This window comes from Phaeodactylibacter sp. (assembly GCF_022763345.1).
Classification (GTDB): Bacteria; Bacteroidota; Bacteroidia; order Chitinophagales; family Saprospiraceae; genus Phaeodactylibacter.
Genome location: NZ_JALEGS010000004.1, coordinates 17,294 through 41,881, shown reverse-complemented (window position 1 = coordinate 41,881; position 24,588 = coordinate 17,294). Strand labels below are relative to the sequence as shown.

General features: G+C 52.9%; 17 protein-coding genes. 8 read left to right on the top strand and 9 right to left on the bottom strand.

Features of this window, described 5'->3' with window-relative positions:
• Nucleotides 1-263: 263 nt before the first annotated feature.
• Both MRY86_RS00465 and MRY86_RS00460 read left to right on the top strand, forming a co-directional pair.
• Nucleotides 264-1,994, top strand: coding sequence for a hypothetical protein (locus MRY86_RS00465; protein ID WP_293570940.1), 1,731 nt, complete (start codon nt 264-266; stop codon nt 1,992-1,994).
• 41 nt (nt 1,995-2,035) lie between these two features.
• Nucleotides 2,036-4,909: a CHAT domain-containing tetratricopeptide repeat protein gene (locus MRY86_RS00460; RefSeq protein WP_293566985.1), complete on the top strand. Its 2,874-nt coding sequence runs from the start codon at nt 2,036-2,038 to the stop codon at nt 4,907-4,909.
• A gap of 3 nt (nt 4,910-4,912) precedes the next feature.
• Here the strand turns inward: MRY86_RS00460 and MRY86_RS00455 are convergent, their stop codons facing one another.
• From MRY86_RS00455 to glgP, 5 genes are all read right to left on the bottom strand, one after another.
• Nucleotides 4,913-5,848, bottom strand: coding sequence for a hypothetical protein (locus MRY86_RS00455; RefSeq protein ID WP_293566984.1), 936 nt, complete (start codon nt 5,846-5,848; stop codon nt 4,913-4,915).
• A gap of 21 nt (nt 5,849-5,869) precedes the next feature.
• Nucleotides 5,870-6,415 carry a sigma-70 family RNA polymerase sigma factor gene (locus tag MRY86_RS00450; protein ID WP_293566983.1) on the bottom strand — a complete coding sequence of 182 codons (546 nt, stop codon included), beginning with the start codon at nt 6,413-6,415 and terminating at the stop codon, nt 5,870-5,872.
• A gap of 1,049 nt (nt 6,416-7,464) precedes the next feature.
• Nucleotides 7,465-8,988, bottom strand: a complete 1,524-nt coding sequence (locus MRY86_RS00445) for a T9SS type A sorting domain-containing protein (protein WP_293566982.1) — start codon at nt 8,986-8,988, stop codon at nt 7,465-7,467.
• A 62-nt stretch (nt 8,989-9,050) separates the two neighbouring features.
• Entirely contained in the window at nt 9,051-9,437 is a 387-nt protein-coding gene (locus MRY86_RS00440; protein ID WP_293566981.1) for a T9SS type A sorting domain-containing protein, read from the bottom strand.
• 243 nt (nt 9,438-9,680) lie between these two features.
• On the bottom strand, nt 9,681-12,245 hold the full coding sequence (gene glgP, locus MRY86_RS00435) for an alpha-glucan family phosphorylase (protein WP_293566980.1): 2,565 nt from the start codon (nt 12,243-12,245) through the stop codon (nt 9,681-9,683).
• 171 nt (nt 12,246-12,416) lie between these two features.
• Here glgP and MRY86_RS00430 point away from each other — a divergent pair, with 171 nt between their 5' ends.
• A complete protein-coding gene (locus tag MRY86_RS00430) occupies nt 12,417-13,013 on the top strand; it encodes a hypothetical protein (protein ID WP_293570938.1) in 597 nt (198 codons plus the stop codon).
• 68 nt (nt 13,014-13,081) lie between these two features.
• A complete protein-coding gene (locus tag MRY86_RS00425) occupies nt 13,082-13,549 on the top strand; it encodes a DUF4199 domain-containing protein (protein WP_293569353.1) in 468 nt (155 codons plus the stop codon).
• 82 nt (nt 13,550-13,631) lie between these two features.
• Here the strand turns inward: MRY86_RS00425 and MRY86_RS00420 are convergent, their stop codons facing one another.
• The 3 genes from MRY86_RS00420 to MRY86_RS00410 form a co-directional block, all read right to left on the bottom strand.
• On the bottom strand, nt 13,632-13,835 hold the full coding sequence (locus tag MRY86_RS00420) for a DUF2892 domain-containing protein (RefSeq protein ID WP_044228683.1): 204 nt from the start codon (nt 13,833-13,835) through the stop codon (nt 13,632-13,634).
• A 185-nt stretch (nt 13,836-14,020) separates the two neighbouring features.
• Entirely contained in the window at nt 14,021-14,656 is a 636-nt protein-coding gene (locus MRY86_RS00415) for a Crp/Fnr family transcriptional regulator (protein ID WP_293569355.1), read from the bottom strand.
• A 63-nt stretch (nt 14,657-14,719) separates the two neighbouring features.
• Nucleotides 14,720-17,134, bottom strand: a complete 2,415-nt coding sequence (locus MRY86_RS00410) for a TonB-dependent receptor (protein ID WP_293569357.1) — start codon at nt 17,132-17,134, stop codon at nt 14,720-14,722.
• 107 nt (nt 17,135-17,241) lie between these two features.
• On the opposite strand from MRY86_RS00410, the gene MRY86_RS00405 reads away from it, so the two are divergent.
• The 4 genes from MRY86_RS00405 (at nt 17,242) to MRY86_RS00390 (ending at nt 22,015) form a co-directional block, all read left to right on the top strand.
• Nucleotides 17,242-17,859, top strand: coding sequence for a MarR family transcriptional regulator (locus MRY86_RS00405; protein WP_293569359.1), 618 nt, complete (start codon nt 17,242-17,244; stop codon nt 17,857-17,859).
• A gap of 697 nt (nt 17,860-18,556) precedes the next feature.
• Nucleotides 18,557-20,389, top strand: a complete 1,833-nt coding sequence (locus MRY86_RS00400; protein WP_293570936.1) for a helix-turn-helix transcriptional regulator — start codon at nt 18,557-18,559, stop codon at nt 20,387-20,389.
• A gap of 38 nt (nt 20,390-20,427) precedes the next feature.
• Nucleotides 20,428-21,558 (top strand): glycerate kinase, encoded by a 1,131-nt coding sequence (locus MRY86_RS00395; RefSeq protein WP_293569363.1) that lies wholly within the window; start codon nt 20,428-20,430, stop codon nt 21,556-21,558.
• Between the two features lie 58 nt (nt 21,559-21,616).
• Nucleotides 21,617-22,015 (top strand): hypothetical protein, encoded by a 399-nt coding sequence (locus tag MRY86_RS00390; protein ID WP_293569365.1) that lies wholly within the window; start codon nt 21,617-21,619, stop codon nt 22,013-22,015.
• A gap of 2 nt (nt 22,016-22,017) precedes the next feature.
• Here MRY86_RS00390 and MRY86_RS00385 read toward each other — a convergent pair whose 3' ends face one another.
• Nucleotides 22,018-24,579, bottom strand: coding sequence for a PKD domain-containing protein (locus tag MRY86_RS00385; protein ID WP_293569367.1), 2,562 nt, complete (start codon nt 24,577-24,579; stop codon nt 22,018-22,020).
• Nucleotides 24,580-24,588: the final 9 nt, after the last annotated feature.

The window sequence follows — 24,588 nt, the reverse complement described above, 5'->3', positions numbered from 1 at the left end:
CTATTATTCCGGGCTGGGTAGGGGTTAAACCACTGCCCAGTTCTTTTTTTTTGCAGCAACTAAAAAACCAAATGAAAAACCATCGGGACAAAGGCCGTCGTTATATCGGAGGGACAAACGGTGTGCCTGCCCGGTGGTCCTGAAAAAGTTGTATTTTAGAGGCAGGAGGCTTTGGTGCAGGCCCAAAAGCGTTACCGTGCAAAGGCCTCCTGCCAAACATGTATACCGCGGCAATTGCCGACACCTAAAAACCACGAGCAACTATGAACTTGAAATCTTTCCTCCTTACCCTGGGTTGGGTAGGTTCCTTCCTGTGCTTATTTGAAGGAACAGCGATTGCCCAAATTACCGGTAATCTTAAGGATGCCGATGATCCGGCCGTTCTTACCCTCAACCTTGCCCCTCTGTCCCCACTTGAAGGGACCGATGTGCCCCAGCCATACCGGCAGCTTTTCCTGATTTTTAACGATGGCCAGTTTTACACTGCTGATGAAGCTAATACGGTATTCCAGCAGTCTCATGGCTTTGATGGCGCTACCCTTGGCGGTGCTACGGCGGAAGCGGTGGTCTTCTCCAAAGCTATTTACAGTGATGAAGATGGTGACCCGCCCCCAAAAATTGTGTCCGGAACAGGCCCGACTGTTGCAGCAGAAACCCCGGACAAAACCAAAGCTGTTCCCGATACGGCGCTTATCGCGATCACCCCTGATCATCCGGCGCTGATACCCAATGGCCGAACCGTGCTGACCGTCTCTGTGAAAAACGACAGCAATGGTGTTGTGTCCGCGGCAGCGCCATATGATGGGTATTTACTGCTTTTTCACGAAAGCAAACTCACCGTTGAAACCGCCAGGCGCCTGAAGAAGAAAGGAGTAGGTGTCATTGAGAAGCTGGAGTTCTCCATATCAGAAACTGATGCCTTCATTGAGCAAAGTTCTGAAATGCCTGACTTGCCCAGTGCACTCAGATTAGATACTTATGATGCCGTAGACCTGTCAGGTACCAGTTCCGGGAATACCTATCGGGCCCTTCAGGTCTTTCGGGTATCCGGCCTTCAGCCCGGTCAGGAGCAACACTTCTTCCTGCCTGTCTTCAACCGGAATGTACATTATGACTCTATTCCGGAAGGTGGTTCCGGTGCGGCCAGCTACGCTGCAGTGCTGTTGCTGGAACCCGGTAACTTCAGCTTTCCTCAGCTGAGTGCTGAAGAAGCGGAAGGGGTAAGCAAGCTTAACCTGTCTGCCCTGTTGGAGCAAGGCATACCACTTGCCACTTCAGGAGACCCATCGGGTACGTTGACACTTGGGGAGTTGCAGCCGGCAGCTTACACGAGCGCCATGCAGAGCGTCCGCAGGTCCTATGATCCGAACCTCATTGAACTTTGGGCGTGCGCCTGCCCGGATACGAGCCTTGCCGGGCAAAAACTGTTGATCAAGGTCGCCTTTGAGAATGAAGGGGCCGGGGCAACCGGTGCTGTAAAAGTGCGCATACCGCTGCCTGCTGCTGTGGATGTGGCCAGCATTTCCGATCAGGAACTGTTTGCTGTAGCACCGGGTATTCAAACTTTTGATATTGAGAAAGACACTGCTGCCAATACGCTGACAGTCACTTTTCCCAAGCTAAGGCTTGCAGGCACGAGTGAGCACAAAAGCCTGGCTGCACGTTCCGGCTACTTTTCCTTTCTGGCATATACCCGTTCGGGCACTGATATTGGCACGCTGCCTCCTACACAGGCTTGCATAGCCTTCAGGGATGAAAATGCGCCCCCCGACACCTACAATAGTGAAGTGTGCACTCCACGGGGCACCGTTACCCTGATTGACGAGGCAAGTATCGTTGCCAATGACCTGGCGCTTAGCTGTACCGTCTGTGAGGTGAAAATGGCAGGAGGTACCACGGTGCTGGGAATGCCACTGTGGCTGTTTTTGCTGCTCCTGGTAGTTGTAATGGGCGCCATTTTGCTGGCATTCTACAACGATGACTGGCTGGGGTAAGCCCTTTTCAAAAGGTTCTTTCACACAAAACCCTCCTCCTTATGAAAACTACGATTCAGGGGCTGCTGCTTTGTTTCGCCCTACTTCCTTTTCTATCAGCCCATGCATCCGTTGGCCTGGATTCCCTTGGACAAGTTTACCAGGCACAGGCTATCGCCGCTATCGATGAGCAAGACCGGGATTGTTTTTTCGCAATGTTGGAGAATGCCGGAGCGGCTTTCCAAAGTACTGACGATTTGGAAGGCTGGCTGAAATTGTACAAGGAAGCAGGCAAGGCTCTGCGGCAAAGTGACTGGGCAGATGCTGTGCAACAGTCGGTACAGGTGATGCAACAAGGGCTAAAAAAGGATTTCGGCCGCTCACCGGATACCCCGGAGGAGTGGGATGCCTTAATCTGGCTGCATGTCAACCTGGGGTATATGCATCTGCACTATCGGGACGATTATCAAAACGCCCTCGTGCAATACGAAACGGCCAGCCGGCTCTTCCAGCGTCATTTTGAAGAAGAAGACTACTACACGGTCAACTACATCTATCGGCCCTTAGCTAACCTGTACAGCCGCTTCGGTGATTTTCAGACGGCCATCGGGCTGCTCCGTACGGCTTACCGTTTCTTTAAAGATACCGGCCGTACTGCTGCTCAGGCCAAAGTCCTGAATGACCTGGCTATCGCGGAGGAACTGGCCGGGGAGCCGGATGCTGCCTTGGGGCATATTGAAGCAGCCCTGAATCTGGAAAACCTTTCGGCCAAAGACCTGGTGCTGCTGCATAGCGCACGGGCGAGGGTGCTTGGGGTATTGGGCCGGCACGAAGCGGCACTGCACGCTATTGACGCTGCGTTTGCCCATCTGCCGAAAGTGGAACAGGTGCCACCTGCTTACCTTCGCGAGTGGGAGGGTTCCCTCTGGAATGTCCGGGGCAGCATTAATGCAGCACTCCAACGGTGGGCAGCCTCCGCGCAGGATTTTGCCGAAGGCGAAGCCATCCTGCGCACCTCCGGCGAGGTCAGCTACCGACGCTCCCTGGGGAAACTGCTGGTAGACAAAGGCGAGATGCTGCGGCAAAAAGGGGCTTATCAGACAGCCGCAGCGTGCCACCAATCGGCTATGGAAGCCTTGCTGCCCGGCTACCGATTTAATCACTGGCAGGAATTGCCTGCACTGGAGTTGCTCTATGCCGAAAATACCTTCTCAGAAGCCCTGACCGGCTGGGCCAATAGCCTGTGGGCATGGTACGAACAGGAGGGCGGGCAGGAGAAACTGGAGCCTGTGCTGCAAGCCTGCAAGCTGATTTTTGAAGTCGAACAAATGCTGCGCCGCCGCTATCAGGGCGAATCGGCTAAGCTGTCGAGTGTGCAGGGTATCCGGGCGCGGACCGAGCTTGGTGTCCGTGCCGCTTTGGAACTTTGGGCACAGACCCGTCAGCCGGGCTACAAGGAAGCAGCGTTTGAGCTGGCGGAGCAGAGCAAAAGCTTGTTGTTGCGGGAAGCCATGCAAAAGGCCAATGCCGAAAGACAGGCTGACCTGCCGGCTGCGGTCCTGCAAAGAGAGCGGGCGCTTCAGCAAGCCCTGGCTGATGTTGAAGAAAAGTGGTTCCGCCTGCAATTGGAAGAAGGCAATGCCGGCTCACTGGAGGAAGCTGAAGCAGCGTTGTTCGAGCACCGGCAGGCTTACGCCGCCTGGATCGATAGCCTGGAACAGCATTACCCGGATTATTACCAGCGCAAGTACGACCTGGAGGTGGCTACCCTGGCAGAGATACAGCAGGATTTGCTACGGCCGGGGCAGGCGCTGGTGGAGTACTTTACCGGCAGCAGCCTGAGCTGTGCTTTTGTGGTTACCCAAGATCAGTTGGAGGTCATTCCTCTGGATGCCTCTTATCCGCTGACGGAGCAAGTAAGCACTTGGCGTTCTGCAATCGAGGGGTTTCAGTTCAGCAGCGCTGACCGGCAGGCGCTCTGCGAAACATACCGGCAGGTGGGGCATGAATTGTATGAGGTATTGCTGTCGCCTCTTGAAGCGCAGTTGGAGCTGCCGGAGCAGTTGATCATTGTGCCGGGCGGGGTGCTGGGGCTTTTGCCCTTTGATGCGCTTTTGACGGAGCCGGCCGGTCATTGCAATTTCTCTGAGATGCCATACCTGATCAACCGTTACGAAATCAGTTATGCTTACGCTGCGACTTTCCAGCGTACGGTGCAGCAGCGTGCGGTGAAGGGAAAGGGGCTTGCGGCCTTCGCGCCGGATTTTGACGGCAGGGGCGGGTTTGGGGCATTGGCTCATAATCAGCCACAGGCGGCAGCTATAGCCAGTCTGTTCAGGGGGCAGGCATTCTTAGGTCCGGATGCGACGCGGGCGCAATTGCAGGCGGTGGCAGGAGAGGCCGGTGTGCTGCACTTTTCCACCCATGCACAAGCCAATACGGAAACGGGCAATTTTTCCTTCATCGTTTTTGCAGATGGGAAGGGCGGCTATGATTCCCTTTTCGTGAAAGACATTTACCTGCTGCCCCTTCAGGCTGAAATGGTGGTGCTGAATGGGTGCGAGACCTTTGTGGGCCAATGGTACGATGGGGAAGGCGTTATCAATCTGGCGCGGAGTTTCCTCGCTGCTGGTGCCAACAGTGTGATCTCTTCTCTGTGGTCCATTAATGACGATGAAAGCTCCCATGTGATGGAAACCTTTTACACCGGTTTGAGTGCCGGTCAGGCCCGCTCTGCAGCACTACGCTCAGCAAAGTTGGAGCAGGTGGCTTCCGGTGGTAAATTAGGGGCGCACCCGGTTTATTGGGCCGCTTTTCATGCGGTGGGCAAACCAGGGAAGTTGCCTGCATCTGGTGGGGGATCCCGCCTGCTGTTGTGGGGTATGCTGGTCAGTGGCTTGTTGCTGGGGGTGGTGTATTGGCGTTTTCAGCTGTAACCACTAATTCGTCCACCGGTACCAGCGCGACTCCAAATCATTCAGCAACTGTTCCGCTTTACCGGCGTACTCATGGCCGGGTGTTGTACGAATCCGACGTGCCTCCGCAATGACATCAATGGGCGGGTTATCCATAGCCGTGGCAGCCAGCAGGCGGTTCCAGCCTGCCTGTTCCAGCAGCAGGGTTTTGTTGAAATCATCCAGGTTAGAGCGGGGGATTTCCCGCATCAGACTGTCAAATGCCATAAATGCGGCATTGTATTCTTTCCCAATCAGTTGGCGGTGCGCAAAGTCCATTCTTTCCTGCAGGGGTGTGCTTTCGGCATTTTCTCCGCCCATCGTGCGCTCGGAAATGGGCGACTCATAGTAAGCACGGCTTAGTGCGGGCCCGCTGTAGTTGACCTTAAGGTAAAGGCTGAAGGTGGAGAGCGCGATGAGCAATGCTCCGACCGCCGCCGCTGCATACTGCCACAGGGGCCGGCGGCTGACGACCTTCAGTGTGTTCCCGGAATCTGCCTGCTGAGCCATTCCGGCCTCCCAATCCTCCAATTTGCTGCGGAAATCTTCATCCTGCGCCGCCTCCATGCCGCCGATGAGCTGCTGATAAGCCATTACCTCTTTCTGGAAAGCCGGGTCTGCCGCCATTCGGGCTTCCACCACTTGTTGCCCCTCAGGCTTCAACTGTCCCTCCAGGTACCAGGTAATAAGTTCTGTTTGGTCATTGGCAGCCGTTTCGGCCGACCAGCTGTCCAGTTGGGCCCGGAAGTTTTCTTCCTGCAAGGCGTCCAGCCCTTCCAGCACCCGTTGGTAAGCAGCCACTTCACCACGCAGCTGTTCGTCCTGCTCCAGGTCGGCTTTGAGCTTCGCCTGTTCCGGGGCGGGCAGCGCCTGCCGGAGGTAAGCTTCAATCTGTTCTGTAGTCCAATTTTCTGCGTCCATGATCAATGAATTAAAGTGGCATCAAGCAGTCATCAGCTCCCGCATTTTGCGGAGGCAATCGTGTTTGCGGCGTCTGGCAGCTCCGGGAGACGGCAAGTCCAGCTCCCTGGCGATGGCTTCCATGACATAGTTTTTGAGGTAAAACAGCTCCAGCAGTTCGCGGCAGGGCGAGCCCAGGCGGTCCAGCAATTGCCGGGCAAGCTGAGCTTTGGCCTTGCGTTCCTGTTGGTCTTCCACCTCGGGAAGGATGGGGATTTCCGGAATCTCTCCTTCCCATTGCTGCGTGTCTGTCCCTTTGCGCATCAGCAGCACTCGGCCGATCCCTATGATATAGGTACGAAGGGCGCTTTTCAGCGGCGCCTGAAGCTTCCCGGTCCGGATATTCCGGTTGAGAATGACCATGGCTTCCTGGAACATCTCTGTGGCGACCTCCGGTGCTGTCCCGTACCGGATAAAGTACAGCCGGAAGGGGGAGCGGACCTCTTCGTACAGGTTCCGCCAGGCCTTTTGGTCACCGCTGCGCAGTTGCTCCAGCAGCGCATTGTCTTCTGAGTAGCTTTCACTCATTGATCGTGTTTTTTGAAAGCATGTTACGTCTGCAACCGAAATTTACTGGTTTTTCCCGGAAGTCCCTGCCCGGGATGGGATTTACCGGTTTTAAAAGTGGGGGAAGGGTTTCACGCAGAGGGCGCAAAGGGGGGGTGATTTTGCTTTGCGTTCTCCGTGTGCCCCCCTCCGCGGCCTCTGCGTGAACCACAAAAAACTTTTTCCAAAATTTTCCCCCCAATCCGTAACGTTTAAAAACCTCAGCGGATAAAGCAATGAACGATACCTAAAACCTGTATAATCCCATGACGCCCTTGACCGGTGGGGAGGGGTAAGAGCCTCCTCTGCCGGTCATTATTTCGAATCAATAAAAAGAATATTTGATTTTTTTCGTTTCTTTGGGCAGCAAATCAAAATCCAGGGGAGTCTTAAACCTGAGACTATGTTGGGAATTCGCTTTTGGAGCGAATGCAGTCAAATTTTATTCTGAACAAGTCTTTGATCCCGACATTCATCGTCGGGGACGCGATGAAGGAGCCTAGTCTGAGCTAAGCGACTGAAGAGCAACGAAGTACAGGATAAAATTTGGCAAATGCAGCCCAAAGGGTGAAATCCCAAGATAGTCTAAACTGCTGATCTATTTCCGGGATCAGTAGCCGACTTCCCCCCAAGTCCGGAAGAGCAACTAACTACAAGACGACCTAATCTGCCCATCAGCTACGGCTGATGGCAGAGTGGTCATGCCGTTGGTGCCTGAGGATTTGGCCTTCCCACCTTGTTCTCAACAGATTACCACGGTTTACCCTAAATATGGTTTCTGCTTTTGCGTTTCCCAAATTTCGCAGGGGCAGAACGGTAGCAACATACAATGGTAGCCGGCAATTTTCCCAATTTCTTCGTTTGACTTAATGCCTGCTTATCCCAAAAAGCAAAGGTAAATTTTCAAGTCCGGCTACCTTTTTTTGCCTCGCTATCATTGTACTCTTCTGACAGATCGAGCGCCATTTAGCTGACCGTTCTGTACAGGTATCAATGAAGCGACTGACCTCAAAGTCAGGAAACGCTTACCATTATAACTTCACCAACTTCTTCATGCCCATCACTCCATTAGCTCCCATCACCCTGCAAAAGTAAGTCCCGCTGGGCAGAGTCGCTGTTTCCAGCAGGATATGCTGTGCGCCTTCTCCTGCTGTTTGTTGTAGTACCGGCTGCCCCTGAAGGCTGTAGAGGGTGACATTTGCCCTGCCGGAAAGCGGGGTACTGAACTCCACCGTCGTAAGCCCGGAGGTGGGGTTGGGGTAGAGGCTAAAGCCCGCCCCAGCCTGTGGAGGCACCGTAGGCGTGCTCACCACCGTTTCGCAGGGCGGAGGCGGTGCCTCGCCGGGGATTAGGGATCCGAGGCGATAGTTGGGGAAATTGGGCAGAGCAGTATCGTGCCAAAAAGGTAAATCTAAGGCATGTTGTTCAACAAAACAAGCTGTGCCTCTCTCATTAGGCTGGTGGATGATATGGAGGGTTTTCACATTGGCAAAAGTGTTGATATAAATTTTACAGTCTGGCGCTAACAGTGCATTTCCAAATGTAGTAGCAAATAACTCTTGATTGCCATCGTAAACTGCGACAACGGTGCCGGAAGCTTCAATATCCGGTGCCATGAGATCATACTGCATAATGGTATCAAAGGCGCTGACGTAGCACAGCTCAGAATTGGGGGAAAAGGCAACCCCGCCCCGTGCATGCACGTCCGGTATGGGGATATGTTGAAACCCACTCAGCGCTCCGGCCTGCCGGTCGAACTCCATGAGGAAGAGTCCGTCGGCACTATAGCGGGCGTAGTAGCGCCCATCGGGGGAGAAGTTGGCCTGACCGCCTGAAGAGCCACTGCTACTGCTTATATTACCTATAACCTGGGTGTGCGAAAAAGAGGGCCCACTACTATCGAACAGGAAAAAAACATACTCATCTGATTGGTCCAGGGCATTGACAATCCACCAGTCTTCACCATTGGCGTGCTTCACAGCGGTTAATTGCCCGTATACCGTAGGTTCCTCAAAAAGGGCAACATTTTTCTCCACCACCCGGCCCAGCCTCTGATTGGCGCTCATGTCCACCACAGAATAAAGGATACGGTCGGTGATAACATCAAAGACCGGCTCTTCCTGATAAATGATCCGCTTGTGGAAGAGGTAGTAGAGGCTGTCGCTGCCTGGCATGGGCAGGATTAAGCTGCTTTGGCGGCCGGCGGTGTAGCCAATTAGGCCACATTGAATCTGGTGGACAGCCCCTGGATTGATACTGTCGCCGTTTTCCATGATGTTTTCTGCCATATTGTAAATATGACAGCCATCGGTATAAAAAGCAGGGCTGCCATTTTTGTCCGAAATGGATGCACTGCTGATATAGAGATTTGCAGTTATAGGGAAGGGGGCTACTTCGGGGGGCATTTCATTGAAGTTAAGAACCATGCCTTCATAGCCTATTGGGTTTTCACTATTGTAGCCCATAAGCCACGCAAAATCATGCTTTTGAGCATTTGCAGTGATCAGGGCAAGCAAAAATAAAGGTAGAAGTATTTGTTGAAGCCAGTGTTTCATGTTTTACGCTTTATTCAACAAGGGCTATCCAAGACATTACTGGATAGCCCTTGGTTATGATCTTATAATTTCACCAACTTCTTCACGCCCGTTATTCCGTCAACTCCCATCACCCTGCAGAAGTAAGTCCCACCGGGCAGAGCCGCTGTTTCCAGCAGGATATGCTGTGCGCCTTCTCCTGCTGTTTGTTGTAGTACCGGCTGCCCCTGAAGGCTGTAGAGGGTGACACTGCTCCGGCCAGTGATCGGCGTGTTAAATTGTAGCACCGTAAGACCGGAGGTGGGGTTGGGAAAGAGCGTAAAGTCAAGCGGTTCGGTTGCTTTTGGCGCCCGCAAGGCAGCATTGGGTTGGCAGAGTGTAGCATTGTCGAAACGGTAGGTAGGGTCTGCAAGGCGGTAAAGGCTGCGGGCCCGGAAGACGGCATCGCCCAAGCATTGATTATTTTCCATCTCATAGCTATTGTTCAAGGCAATATAGCCTGATCTTAATTGATTTTCAAGTTACTAATTTGATCTGTTATAAATTAGTGCCGGTCAAGAAGTAATAAATACCTTCAATTAAAGGTAAAAGGACAATGCTTTTAAAGGAGTTGGGGCAGCATCAAAACTCAGGCTGTAGAAGTCAATACAAAAAAAAACGGCCGTGCCACAACTACAAGAGTGGCACGGCCGCTGCATTTTCAAAATACTATTCTACAACCACTTCACCAGCGGCAAATCCTGACGGTGCGCCAGCTGACCGGATTTCGGGAAGGCCCGGAAACCGTACTCGTACACACCCGCCAGCTTGGGATCCAGCTCGCAGTGGTAGGAGGCGACGCCGTCTTTGACTTCCTTCAGTTGAAGTTCCTCCTTGAATTTCAGGTTGAGGGCTTCTTCGTCTATCCGATTAAAGAAAACGACTTCCACGCCTATGTCTTCGGCAGACACTCCATTGAGGTAGAGCTTGAGGTCAGCGTAAAAGTGCTCGCCGACCTGCAGGGCGCGGTTATCGCTGTCGAAGGTGTCGGCTTGAGCCAGCTCGATGCGGTCCCAGCGCTGCTCCATCGTATGCTTCCACTGCGCTACCTGACGGGCACCGGCGTAGTTGTCGGCACGCAGCGCACGGCCCCGCTGCGCCAGCTTGTGGTAGAAGCGCTCGTAGTAGTGGTCGAGCATCCGCTTCATGGTGAAATCCGGGGCAACTTCCGCGATGATCTGCCGGATGTAGCTGACCCACTTTTCGGAAATGCCGTTCTCATCCTGCTCGTAGTAGGTGGGCAGGATATCAAACTCCAGGATATTGTAGATGGACTCGGCGTCCAGCTCATTTTGGAGGTCCTGATTGTCGTAGGTGCGCTCCAGCGGCAGGGCCCAGCCTGCATCCGGACGGTAGCCTTCTGCCCACCAGCCATCGAGTACGCTGAAGTTCATCACGCCGTTCAGGGCCGCTTTCATACCGCTTGTACCGGAAGCTTCCTTCGGGCGGGTAGGGGTGTTGAGCCAGATGTCCACACCTTGTACCAGCAGCTTGGCCATCTCCATGTTGTAATTCTCGAGGAAGATCACCTTGCCGCGGAATTCCGGGCGCTTGGATACGTCTATGATGTGCTTGATCAGCCCTTGTCCGCCGCCATCAGCCGGGTGTGCCTTACCGGCAAACAGGAAGATGATCGGACGGTCACTGTTGCTTACGATGCTGCTCAGGCGCTCCAGGTTGGTGAACAACAGGTGGGCCCGCTTGTAAGTGGCAAACCGGCGCGCAAAGCCAATCACCAGCGCGTTGTCCTTGATGGCATTGATCAGCTCAAAAATGCTACGTGGGTTCTCGCCCCGGCGGGTCAGGTCTTCCTGCATAGTCTCCCGAACATAGTCGAGCAGGCGGGCCTTAAGCTTGCGGCGGATACCCATGATTTGCTCAGAAGGCACATTGTGGATTTTACGCCAGTACTCTTTATTAGACTGATCGCGGAGGAAGCCATTACCAAAGGTCTCCAGGTAAAGGTCATTCCACTCTTTAGCAATCCAGGTCGGGTAGTGGACAGAGTTGGTCACGTATCCCAGGTGGAGCTCCTCGGGGTGGTAGCCCGGGTAAAGCACTTTGAACATCTTTTGAGAGACAGCTCCGTGCAATTCACTTACCCCGTTGACCTCCTGTGAAAGGCGGATGGCCAGGTGGCTCATGGAGAACAGCTCATCGTGGTTGTGCGGGTCAATTTTGCCCAGGGCGACGAACCGCGACCACTCGATGCCAAGCTCCGCAGCATAGCTGTAAAGATATTCCCGCAGCAGGTCCTCGTGGAAGTAGTCGTGCCCGGCCGGTACCGGGGTGTGGGTGGTGAAGAGGGAAGAGGAACGCACCGTTTCCAGTGCCATTTCGTAGCTCATGCCCTCGTGCTGAATGTAATTCTTCAGGCGCTCCAGGTTGAGGAATGCCGCGTGGCCTTCGTTGCAGTGGTAGATATCGGCATCATCATAGCCTAAAGCCCGCAGCGCACGGATGCCCCCGATGCCCAGGAGAATTTCCTGGCGCAGGCGGTGCTCATTGTCCCCTCCGTACAATTGGTGGGTCAGGGAGCGGTCGTGCCATTCATTCTCATCAATGTCCGTGTCGAGTAGGTAGAGCGATATCCGGCCTACTTTGAGTTCCCAGACTTTGGCGTAGACCATACGGCCTTTAAGCCCAATGCTGATCTTTACCCATTCGCCCTGCTCATCGCGCACCGGCTGAATGGGAAGTTTGGTAAATTTCTGTGGCGGGAAGTTGTTGATCTGATCGCCGTGCAGAGAGATCGCCTGCTCGAAGTAGCCATAACGGTAGAGCAAGCCTACGGCGATCATATTGGAATTGTCGTCTGAAGCTTCCTTCAGGTAGTCGCCGGCCAGCACGCCAAGCCCTCCGGAATAGAGGCGCAGGGAGATGTGCAGCCCGTATTCCATGCTGAAGTAAGCAATCTTTGGGCTGCCCGCTTCAGGGGTAGCTGCCATGTAGGCTTCAAACTCCTTGACCACCTGCTTCAGGCGCGTCAGGAAATCCTTGTCATTCACCAGTTCTTCGGCCCGCTTCGGCGAAAGCTGCTCCAGCAGGGCAACGGGGTTGTAGCGTAGCGCGATATACTGCTCCTTATCGATGTATTCGAAAAGCGCAATAGCTTCCTTGTTCCAGGACCACCAGAGGTTGTTGGCGAGCACCTTCAGGGGCTGCAGGGCATCCGGGAGTGTAGACTCAATGAAGATGCGCTTGAGTTGTATTTTATTGTCTTTTAATTGGCCAATCATACAGAATGGTTTTTAATGAGGCTGCAAAAATAACCGGAATTCACCGGAAAGTACAGGTATTCTTGTAAAAAGTACACTAAGTTTGATCCGTGGCAACGCCTCTGATCAGGTTTCCTTAGAATTTTTGAACATTCTATGCCAGACGGGATTTCTTACATCAAAACCAAAGCTATGCCAACCAAGCGGATCCTCCTCACTTTCACCTTCTTCAATTTTCTGATGCTGGGCTATGCGCAGACCAATGCCCTGACCGAATTCAATCAAAACCGCCTGCAAAAACAAAAAACCAGCATGATGATACTGGGAGGCTGGGCGGTAGGCAACATCGCCCTTGGTGCCACATTAGCCAGTCAGCGGACCGGCGAGCGCCGCTATTTCCATGGGATGAATGCCGGCTGGAACCTGGTCAACCTGGGCCTGGCCACCGCCGGTTACATCGCTGCGACCAAAGGCGACCCCTCTGCCTTAAGCCTGGCCGAAAGTATCAACGAGCAGCACAGCGTACAGAAAATCTTCCTGTTCAATGCCGGACTGGACGTAGGGTACATGCTGGGCGGTGCCTATCTGATAGAGCGTGCCAAAAATACCGAGGACAAGCCGGAGCGCCTGCGGGGTTTTGGGAAATCCATCATTCTTCAGGGCGGGTTTCTATTTGTTTTTGACCTGGCCGCCTACTTCTGGCAGGCGAGTGGCAATGACGACCTGCAGCCCCTGCTGCAGGGGCTTTCCTTCACCGGGAACAGCATCGGATTCCGGTACCAGTTTTGAAGTTATAACGATAGTTTGTAAACATAGGTGCTTGATTTCCAGTTTTATAATAAATCAAGCATCACGATATGAATAAGATTGCAATCAAGTACGGACTGTTATTATTAGCCAGTTTTGTCGGGCTATTTTTATTAATGCACGAGGTCATTCAAATCCGCAATTACAACCTGAGGATCCTCAATGGTTTTGCGCACATTGGATTAATTTATATGGCTATCCGCCGATACCGGCGCGAAAATCCGGATACGGTCAATAATTATGTTTCAGGTGTGGTAACTGGTATGTATGCCTCCATTATCGGGGTATTGCCGTTCACCGCTTTTGTTATGTTTTACCTCATTGGCGATAATACTTTCATGAATTATATACAGGATACGATCCCAATTGGAAAGTACTTTAACCCATTTACAGCGAGCCTTTTTGTCTTCACGGAAGGGATTGCGGTTAGCCTGATCGGGTCCTACATTGCCGTTCGGGTAATTGACATGAACTTCGAACAAAACCACTCAGAAATACCTACGGAATACGCTGAATAGGGTATTTCCTGTAAAGAAATTGAAAAGCCGCCCCGGGTTTTCCGGAAGCGGCTTTTTTATTATGTGACTGTGAGGCAAAAAATTACGCCCTTTTGCAGGTACTCAGTCCAAAGGGCGCATAGAGCGGGCAAAAGCTAATGACGCTCGTGAGTACAAAAACGCCCGCCAGGACAAGCAAAACGATACCCAGCGTGCCCGTAATGGTATTCGTAAAGTACAAAGCAGCGATAATCACAGCAATGATGACCCGGACCAGCTTGTCGGTGTTTCCCATGTTCTTTTTCATGACGTATTAGGTTTTAATGAGTTGAATTAATGCGACCAGGCCCCAGATTAAAAGCAGGCAAGTCAGGCAGACTGCGATTAGCTTTGCGATATTTTTGGGGCTCATGGCCGCTGTGTTTTTGTTGATTCAAAGATAAGGGGGGATTGAGGGCGATGCAGGTGACCACAGTCACCACCGGGAAAAAATCATAGGATTTCAATGCCCTCCTCCAACAGGCGCACACTGCCCTCGGCTTCCAGCTTTTTCAGTGTCCGGGTAATGACCTCTCTGGCAGAGCCAAGATCTTCTGCGATTTGGCGGTGGGTAAGGGCCAGTTTCGCGTGGCCGGTGAGGCGCTTACGGTCTTTCAGGTAGGCAAGCAGGCGGTCGGGAAGACGGTGGAAAAGTACCTGTTCAATATTTTGCAACAGTTCTGTATACCGGCGCTGGTATTGCCGGAAAAATAGTTGATTCAACATAGGGTAGTGGCGCAACCATTCATGGATTTGCCCGCTCGGCAAAAGCAGCACCATCGCATCTTCCTCTACTTCGGCCACAATACTGCTTGGGCGATCCTCCAGGACGGCACTGAATGACATCACGCAGCTCTCCTCAGGTCGGATATAGTACAGCAGGAGTCTTTTGGCTTCCACCTCGGCGTAAACTTTGAGGCGGCCTTCCAGCACCAGCGGAATAGCACTTACGTACTGTCCTTCCCGGAGCAGCGTAGTGCCTGCCGGAAAACGCTTCAGCTGTCCATTAAGAATAAATACCTCCTGCAGAGGCAGCGGCAGGAAGCGCAATTTGCGTAGTAGGTAGTCTTTGGAGGGCTGTTCCTTCATAAAAAACCGGTTGTCAGGCTCCCAAATTAACTAAACTCGCCCAACAACCGGTTCCCGGTTACCTTATATTTCAATCTGCAGCCCGATACTTGGCACCACCGTACCCGTAGCATCATTAATGGTCTTGAGCCGGAACTGCTGCTGATTGATGGGCGCATCCGGATTGGTGATGATACCTCCACCGATTGGCTGCCCGTTTTCATCCAGCGGGCGGTCAAGGATAAGCTGATCCTGGCCCACGCCATTGCCGGTAACGTTCTCGATATCGAGGAAGATATTCAGGCTCCATTTGTCGAAGAACCATTTTTTGTCCACCCGGATGTCAATAGCGCTGACCAAATCCGCACGCCGGGTATTGAGCAGGTCGAAATCCCGGATGCCCCGCCCGTTGGCCTGCCAGTTGAGGACAAGGGCGGAAGACTGCCGGTCGAAAGGCGTGAAAGGCAGCCCGGTCTGAAACCGCCAGTTGATGCCCACTTCCCAGTTCTTCTCAAAGCGCTTGCCGATGACTACGTTGGCGATGTGGCGGGCATCCCAGGAGGAAGGCACGAAGTTGCCATTCTTGTCCTCAAACTCGCTCCAGCCCAAGGTGTAGGACGCAATACCGTAGAACCCCTTGTAGAGGCGTTGCTGAAAGAGGAACTCCAGCCCATAGCTGCGCCCCTCAGAACGGGGGACAACCGGCTCGTTGCCCAGTACGCCAAAGTCACCGCCCAAATTAGCCAGTGTCAGGCTGTCGCGCAGCAGGAAAGGGTAGTCATAGTAGTACTTGTAGTAGCCTTCAATGGAGATTTTGGAATTGGAAGCCGTGTTGTATTCGAATCCAGCCACCACATGGTCATTTCGGATGTACTTAATGCCATTCTCGCGGTTCACAAACACGCCATCCTCCTGATAGCCCAGTATGGTGTAAGGCGGCAATTGGTAATAAATACCGGTATTGAAGTTGACGGCCAGCCGTTCGGAGAGGGCGTAGGAGGCAGAAAAGCGGGGGGAGAACTGCTGCCCAAGGTTGCTCATCTCTGTGCTGTAATCATTGGCATCCATCCGGAAGCCCAGGGAGAGGGTCAGGCGCTCATCCACAAACTTTTGGCTGCCCTGAGCAAACAGCGCATAGCGGTTGAGGTCAAAGTTGGAGGCAAAGTCGATGGTCTGTGGCCCGGCGCTGGTGAAGATGCGGTTGAAAGTGCTCACGTTGTACTTCACATACTGATAGCCCAGGCCATAGTTGAGCTTAAAATCGCCAAAGCGGATATCGTGCTCTACCCGGAGCTTGTTTTCAATTTCCTGGGATTTGTAGCGCAGGGTCAGGTTCTCTTCGCTGCTGTCGTCGTTATCCAGGTACTTTTCACTCTCGTTGTTGAGCATATTACGGCTGACCACAAAGGTCCAGAAGCCATTGTCGGCGTAGTGTTTGTAGACAAGGCCGTTGGTGTAGTTCCACTGTGGGGAGACTGGCAGCTGGTTGAGCAGAAATTGCTGCTCTTCGGTCTCGTTGGCATCCAGATTGAGCTGGAACTGATCAATAGCGCCCAGGCCGATGAAGGTCAGCTCGTTCTTTTTGTTAAACTTGTGCTTCACTTTTACCTGAAAATCGTTGTAGGTCGGCAAAAACGGCAGCCCAATCACCTCGAAGAGAAATTGCAGGTAAGAACGGCGGGCAGAGGCCAGAAAAGTGGTTTTGTCCCCAATCGGGCCCTCCAGGGTCACGCCAACATCCGTGGCACTCATCAGGAAGGTGCCGCCAATGCGGTCATCCCGGCCATCGCGCTGCTTGAACTCCAAGACCGAGCTCAGCGTGTTGCCCCGGTTGGAAGGGAAAGCGCCGCTGTAAAACTCCACCTCACGGATGAAATTCACATTGATCAGCCCCACCGGCCCGCCAGAGGCCCCCTGCGTGGCAAAGTGGTTGATGGTCGGCACTTCCACGTCATCCAGGTAGAAGCGGTTCTCATTCGGTGCGCCGCCCCGGATGATGAGGTCGTTGCGGAAACTTGCCGGAGTTGTAACGCCCGGCAGGGTCTGTATCACCCGCGAAATATCCCGGTTGCCGCCCGGGTTGCGCTGAATTTCGGCCACGCCAATGGTGCGCAGAGAGAGCGGGCTTTCTTCCGTTTTGGTGAATGGTGAAGCTTTGACGACCACTTCCTCCAAATCCTGGGCAGATTCGCTCAGGGCCAGGTTGACGATGGCAGGCTTGGAGTTGGTCACTTGCACTTCATACTCAGCTTTATTGGTGTAGCCCAGGTAAGAAGCACGCACATCATACAATTTCGGCTCCAGCCCGGTGATTTCGTAATTGCCATCTACATCAGTTGTCGTCCCTATATCGGTCCCCAGCAGGAGCACATTAGCAAAAGGTATAGGTTCATTGTTCAGAGCATCGGTTACCTGCCCCTTGATGATGCCCGACTGTGCCGAAAGGGCCGCGCTTAGCATCAATCCGAGCAATAAACTGAAAAGGTGTTGAACTTTCATCGTAACGTTTTGTCGTGGTGATGGATTTGTTATTTATGCCAGCAGAACATTCTGTTTTTGAAAGTGTTTATACGATATCAAACTTTTTTAGTACAAAATAGAACTTTATGAAGATCGAAGACGCCAAACAGGTGATCGACTGGCTGGGCGCGTTTCAGGAGCAGCACAAAGCCGAACACCTTTCTCCGGTTGCTTTTGGGGAGTGGCTGCAGCAGCAGGGGCACAGCAGTGGGGGTGAGGCAAGCCTGCCGCCCAATACAGACGGCCTGATTTCCATGTTCTTCGGTTTTATGGCCAATTATGCGGCCTACTACGCCCGGCGTGTCTTCCGCCATCTTGACTTGTATTCCCTTACGGACTGGGCCTTTCTGGCTACCCTTGAGCAGGAAGCACCACTCACCAAATCTGCACTGATTCAGAAAAACATCCTGGAGAAATCCACCGGCACCGAAGTACTCAAGCGCCTGAAAAAGCAGGGCCACATCGAAGAGCTCCCTAACCCGGAGGACCGCCGCGCCAAGTTGGTCCGGCTGAGCGACAGGGGGCGGAAGGTGGTGGCAGAAGCAAATGCCCGCATTATGCCAATGGGAGAAGTCGTTACGGGCGATTTGACCACAGCCGAGAAGCAGCAATTGCTGGCATTGCTGCAAAAGCTGCATCAGTTTCATCAGCCGATATTTGAAGGTGCAGATGAAAGAAAACTGCAAAATATGCTGAAGCTTTAAGTATCCCGCAGTATGAAGTGATCTGGTTATTCATCCCAATTTTTGCCTTCCAGCACGCTAAAAGTCAAAACAGTCGGTCTACAGGGAAGAATTTGTGATATACAGGATTTTGTAAAGTTTTGATATTCAGTTTTTTGCGTGTTTTTTGTTTTTTAGAGCATTCATTGTCTGTCGTGTGTCCAACGTATATATTTGTGAAAGAAACTATGGGGTCAATGATACGAACACTCCAAATTTAGGGACAACAACTAACTATTCCAGGTTTCTCAGTGAGTACAAAAGCGCTCCTCTTTTACCGAACCTCTTGGCACGAGAGCTAACCGAACAAGGGTAGCTTCCAAAAGAGAGGGACTTCTCATTCTGTTTGGGTAATTTAGAGTTAAAGCTGGTGGCCTGCTGTGGGCATCAGCTTTTTCTTTAATCAGATGTGCTCTTTCCGCTTAGCAATGATTGGACAAAGCACGCTCAGTTGTGCTGTTTTCAGCATGCTTTCCTGCTGTTATTAAGTAGCCGTACGGTATTATTTTACAGTCAGCTGGCGCAGTTTTCTTTTGAGAACAAAGAAAAAAAAACTAATTTTCCCGGCTCAGAAAAGACAGATATGCACAACAAATGTACTCAACGGCAGAGATTATTGTTATATCTCTACCGTTTCATATGGCGGGGTCTAAAACCCGGCTTGTTCATCCTTAGCTTTTTGATACAGCCACTTCAGGGGCAGGCCTTTGAGTATAAGGGAATAAATGATCCCTGTAAAATTGACCTTAGCGAGGAGGAGCAGCCTCTCTCACCTGAGGGACTGCTTAAATTCATGGAACAGGCAGAAAAAGCCGGCAGTCCTGAGGTTCATTGCTATGACAGCCTTTACAGAAGCTTGTTTTTTTCTTCAGATTCACTACAGTGCGAATACCATAAAGCCCGGCTTAGAATGGTGTTATACAGCGGTAAAACGGAAGTGATAGAAGGAATACTTGATGAGTACAAATCCCTGGCTGACAACACGAATGCTGTTCAGATCAAAGGAGGCTACTGGCTGTCGAGGGGCAATGCTTACTTCGCAAATGGGGAGAAAAGCCTTGCCGAATCTGCATATCGCAAAGCAATTGTGTTCTTCGATCAGGTAGAGGATCAACGTCGGCTATATTTGGTTTACAGTAACCTTAGCATGGTTTATCTGTATAGTAAAAAGTATGAAGCGGCTTACCAATATCTTTTGCTCAGTCAGCAATTAGCAGGAAAAACAGAGAAGCTTATCTCTGAGCAGGAAAAAGCGGTCGTGCTAAATAATATAGGGCTTACTTATTTGCGTCGGGATATGTATCAGGTGGCTGACTCTATTTTTGCAGAGGTCCGGAAAAAGGCATCCGCCATTGAGGACGGAGCCTACCCCATGGTATTGAGTCTGATCAATCAGATAGAAGTCGCCGGTTACCTGGAGGATTGGGGAAGAGGTGAAGAATTACTCGAAGTACTTGACCCGTATATGGGAGAATTCAACTATCTGTTGCCCGCTTATACAGAGGCTGCTTTCAAAATATATTTAGGTAAGCGGCAATACGACCGCGCTAAGTATGTGCTGGACAGCCTAAGGCGTTATGAAATAAATAAGGGAGCTTCACTTTCGTACGACTTTTACTCCATGAAGATTGAGTACTATCTTGCTTTGAATCAGCCAGATCAGGCTCTCACTGCTATTAACCTGGCCGAAGGCCTGGCTCGTGAGGATGCACAGTCCCGGGTAGCTTTATCAGAATCCCGGGTCAAGGCTCTTCTTCTGAAGGGGGAAGCCGTTCTTGCCTCAGTTGAAATGCGAGAGTTGGAACGCAGGCATAAAGCTTTTCAACAACTTAGCAAAAAGCTACGCGTGGAAGAAATGGCGGCTATCTATGAGTTGGAAACCTTTAAAAACCAACGAGATCGGGCAGAGCGCATCGCAAAGGTAGCAGAGGAACGGGCATCACTGCTGGAACGAAACCGTCTGTATCTTGGCACAGCTTTGCTATTTGCGGTTGTGGCGCTGATTATCTTGGGGTTGCTTTTGCACAGTCATCAGAGAAGAGTGACAGAGGCGAGAGCAAAAGCGGAAGCGGCAAGAAAGCATAGCGAACAATTGGATAGACAGCTGAAGGTGCAGCGTCAAAACGCACTGCAAACCGGTATCGGAGCGGCACAGTTGAAAAATAACGCAATGGAAGTCATAGCGCGCTATGAATCCAATCTGCCTCTGCTCAAACGAAAGCTGAGCATATTGATTCATGATTATACCGAAAAGAATGATTTTGTGGAGCTTTTCCTCTTATCCTACCCCGACTTTTTCAGGGCGTTGGCTGATATGGCACCGGATTTGACAAAAACACAGCTGCGATACGCCATTCTTATCGCCCTGGGGGCTTCCACGGTAGAAATTGCTTCTACCCAGGGAGTGAGCGAAAAGGCAGTGAATATGGCGCGGTACCGTCTAAAGAGTAAGCTTGAACTTGATAATGACCATGGGCTGGACCTTTACCTGCGCCAACTGCTTTTGCAGTAAGCCACTTTTGGTTACTTTCGTTCAAAATATATTGTACCATGCGAATCCTCATTGCCAGCGACACTTTTAAAGACGCATTGCCCGCCGAAGCAGTTTGCCAGGCTATCGAAAAAGGGTTGAAAACTGCCAATGACAAATTCGAAGTGGCCGCTATGCCACTGGCCGATGGTGGAGAGGGCACTGCGGCCATCCTGGCGCATCATACCGGTGGGCAGATGGTGGAAGACCGCGCCAGCAATCCACGCTTCGAACCCATAATGGCCCAATACGGAATGTCTGGGGACGGCAAGACCGCCTTTATAGAAATGGCTTCGGCTTCCGGGCTTCAGTTGCTTAAGCCGAAGGAAAGAAATCCGCTAAAAACGTCCACAATGGGTACGGGCGCTTTAATCATCGCTGCGATGAGCCGGGGGGCGGAAAAGATCATCCTGGGCCTTGGGGGCAGCGCCACCAACGATGCGGGCATGGGCATGGCCGCGGCTCTGGGCTACCGCTTTCTGGATGAGCACGGGCATGAACTGGAGCCGGTGGGGGAAAACCTCGGTAAGGTGCACCGTATTGATGACCGCATGCTATTCCTCGATCCCCGGCAGATTGAAATCATTACCCTTTGCGATGTGGATAATCCGCTTTTTGGCGAGCAGGGCGCCGCCCGGGTGTTCGCGCCTCAGAAAGGGGCAGATCCGGCAGCAGTTGAGTTGCTGGATGCCGGGCTGCGGCATATTGCTCCGCAAATGGAAAAGCTTGCCGGAAAACCCATAGCCGAAGTACCGGGGAGTGGCGCGGCTGGGGGCATGGGCGCCGGGTGCCTCACCTACCTTGGCGCTTCCTTGAAACCTGGCATTGAAACCATCATGGAGGTGGCGGGGTTTGAAGCAGCTCTCGATCAGGCAGACCTGGTTATCACCGGGGAAGGGCGCCTGGACGAACAAACACTAAGAGGCAAGCTCATCAAGGGCATCACTCAACGCGCACGCCAAAAAGCTGTGCCGGTCATTGCTTTGTGCGGTGCCCTTCAGGCCAGCCCGGAGGCGGTCCGCTCGATTGGGTTACGGGCAGCATTCTCCATCCAAAACCGTCCGGTTGACCTGGCAACAGCACTGGAGGAAACGGCAAGCCGACTGGAAGAAACAGCCTTCCACGTCGGGCAGTTGTTGTTGGCCGAATAACTTAGCAGGATTAGACAATTGCCTTTATGGTTTTTCCCGGAAATTGCTTCCAAAAAAGATGAAGCAGATCTGGATGATACTAATCTTGCTCTGTGGAACAGGGCTTGCCTGTGCCCAGCCTCTTGCTGTAGCGCATGCTCACTCATTTTTTCCGGATACCATTCAAATCAAAGACACCTGGTGGGGCGGTCAACGTTATCAGCTGAAAGGCGATTACCTCAGGCAGCAGGAGCTCAAGGCTATGCTACGGTCAGACCGGGAAGCCTGGCGGTCCTGGCGGAAGGGACAGTGGTGGCACTGGGGCTCAGCGGCTGTTTTTGCCAGCTGTTTTTACGTCGTGCGCACCGATCATCCAAACTGGAGCTGGGCTTTGTTAGGCTCCAGTGTGCTCATGCAAGGTATGGGCTACGGACAGAAGCATCAGGCCGTAGCCCGGTATAATCTCAACCGGCGGTAAGGTCACTGCACGATGAGCGGCAGGACGTACACGTTTTCCTTACTCAACACCTTTATATAATAGGTGCCTCCGGGCCATTCTTTTAGCTCTATGCAACCGGGCATTTGCCGAAAGGCACCCTCTGCTAGTACCTGACCGGTGGCATTGAAGCACTGCCAGGGGAGGGGGAGCGCTAATTCCGGGCTCGCCTGCAGACAGGTTTGAGTAGATGCAGGGTTGGGTGACAGCCATATTTCCTGTTCCTTGTTCAGGTCTGCAAGGGAAGAAGGCTGTAAGAAGAGGGGCTCTGTCACCGCCCGGGAGCAGTTGGGGTTGGAGGCATTGAGCGTGACCTCGAAGGTGCCTGGGCTGGGGAAGGTGTGCACAGGGTTGGTTGCTATGCTCGTTCCGCCATCTCCAAAATTCCAGGAAAAGAAATCGGCGTCAGTTGATAAATTGGTGAAAGTGACGGTCAGCCCATCCGTTTCGTAGGTGAAGGCAGCGGTTGGTCGGGTGTAAATCGTGACCTGGTCTTGCACTGTAACCTGTTGGGGCGCAAAGGCACTGAACAGGGTAAGGCTGACATCATAAGTGCCCGGCGTTTCATAGGCAATTGTGGGATTGGGCTGCGTGGACGAGGCGGGCGTACCTCCGGGAAATGCCCAAAGCAGGCTGTCAAAGTTGCCGGTAGACTGATTAACAAAGCCAATGCTCCGGGGGGCACACCCGCTGCTGCTGCCGCTCACGCCAAAGTCCGGCACGGGCGCGCTGCCCACTGTAATGGTTTGTTCGGAAGTAGCGGACCCGCAGGCGTTGGTGATGGTTAAGGTAACGGTGTAAATCCCTGGGGTGGTGTAAGTGTGACCGGGCCCGGCAGAGGCAGAAGTATTGCCGTCTCCAAAATCCCAGTTGTAGGTTGTTGCATCCATGGTGGCCGGAGAAAAGGTAGCGGCCAGGCCATTCAGGTCCACCGCAAAGTCAGGTAGAGGTGGGGCCCCGCTTATCACTTCAATCACATTGCTGTAAACCGGGGGGAAGCAGCTGGAGATTGCCGAGAGGCGGAAGCTCAAGCCAACGGCAACAGCCGGGTTGTTGAGGAGCAGGTTGGGGGTGTTGACACCATCGTAATCCGCATTATCCGGCACGGGTACAAATCCGTTGCCGGTATCGAATTCCCAGCACAGGGCATTGAAACTGCCGCCGGGCAGTGCGCTTAGGGTCAGCGTTCCGGCACAAGCTGTCAGCGTATCCTGATCGGTCGCAATCACAGGGGGCTGTGGGATCGGCAGGGTGCTAGACGGGAAAGTTATCGGTCCTTCAATCAGGCCATCGGCCCCCGGTGTAGCCCCGTTTGGTGATTCCGGGCATGCCGAAGAATTGATGGAAAGGCCAGGCACTCCACCGTGGAGCAGGATGTCTGTATCAAAACCTTCGGGAGCGCTGATGTAGCCGCCGCTGCCACCACCACCCGGGCCGAAGCACTGATCCTGATTGTTGTTGTTGGCACTGCCGCCGTTGCCGCCCATCGCAGAAAAGGTAATAGGGCCGGTGATGTCGTTGGTATTCAACAAGATCATGCCGCCTGCACCGCCCCCGCCTGCACCATCGCCACCGGCATTTTGGGCATGCATCCCGTCTGCTACGATAAACCCGAAATCAGTGAGGATTTGGTCTGCTTCCAGCAAGATGATGCCACCGCCATTGCCACCGTCCGTGGCTACGTTGTTGTTGCCATGGCCGGCCCCACCGCCCCCGCCCAGGAAAAGCCGTTCATTGTTGGGTAAAGCCCAGCCTGCGGCACCTTCCCCAAACCCTTTGCAGCCCAGGAAGTTGGGATTGTCATTTTCACCGCCCCGGCCACCAGCCGTGAGCAATGCCCCACCGCCTCCACCGGCATTATGGTCGTTGCCGCCCCCGCCGCCGTTGGCTGCCGCGCCTCTGCCCCGGGGCCAGGCCAATGGCACGCCGCCTATGCCTTCTCCTTTGAGCCCGCCGCGAATGCTGTTGGCGTCGAAGCGGTAGTCCTCATAGTTGACCAGCCAGGTGCAGCTCCCATCGTAGTCCAAGGCTCCGCTTCCGCCCCTAAACCCCTTTCCTGCTACTGTAAGCCAGCCATTTAGCGTAAGCGTACCTGCCCGGAAGGCCAGGATGCCGCCGGTTTGCCCGTCCCAGGCCTGAGCGGTTACCGAATCGGTGACTACCGCTTGTTCGTAATAGGGAATACTCACCACCTGTACATTGCCTGCTATGTTATAGGTGTGCAACAAAGATTGGGTAAGCAACAGGTCGTTACCCTGAACCTCCTGAATGATGGCCTGCTCCCAGAGGCCTGCTGTCCCCAGCTCTGTCAGAGACCCAAACTGGGAATTGTTGGGTACAGAGAGGGCCGCGCCCTGCATTTGGGCGATAATTAAAGTGTCGCCTTGCTGAAAATGAAGAGCATTGCCCACGGTCAGGCGGGCGGTACAAGTGTCAATAGCGGATACCGGGCTGTAGTGGTTAATGACACCGCTAAGGGTGTCGGTTTGTGCAAATAAATTTGATAGGAGAAATAGGGAAAGCGCCAGGGAGGTTAAAGTCTTCATGGTTTGGGA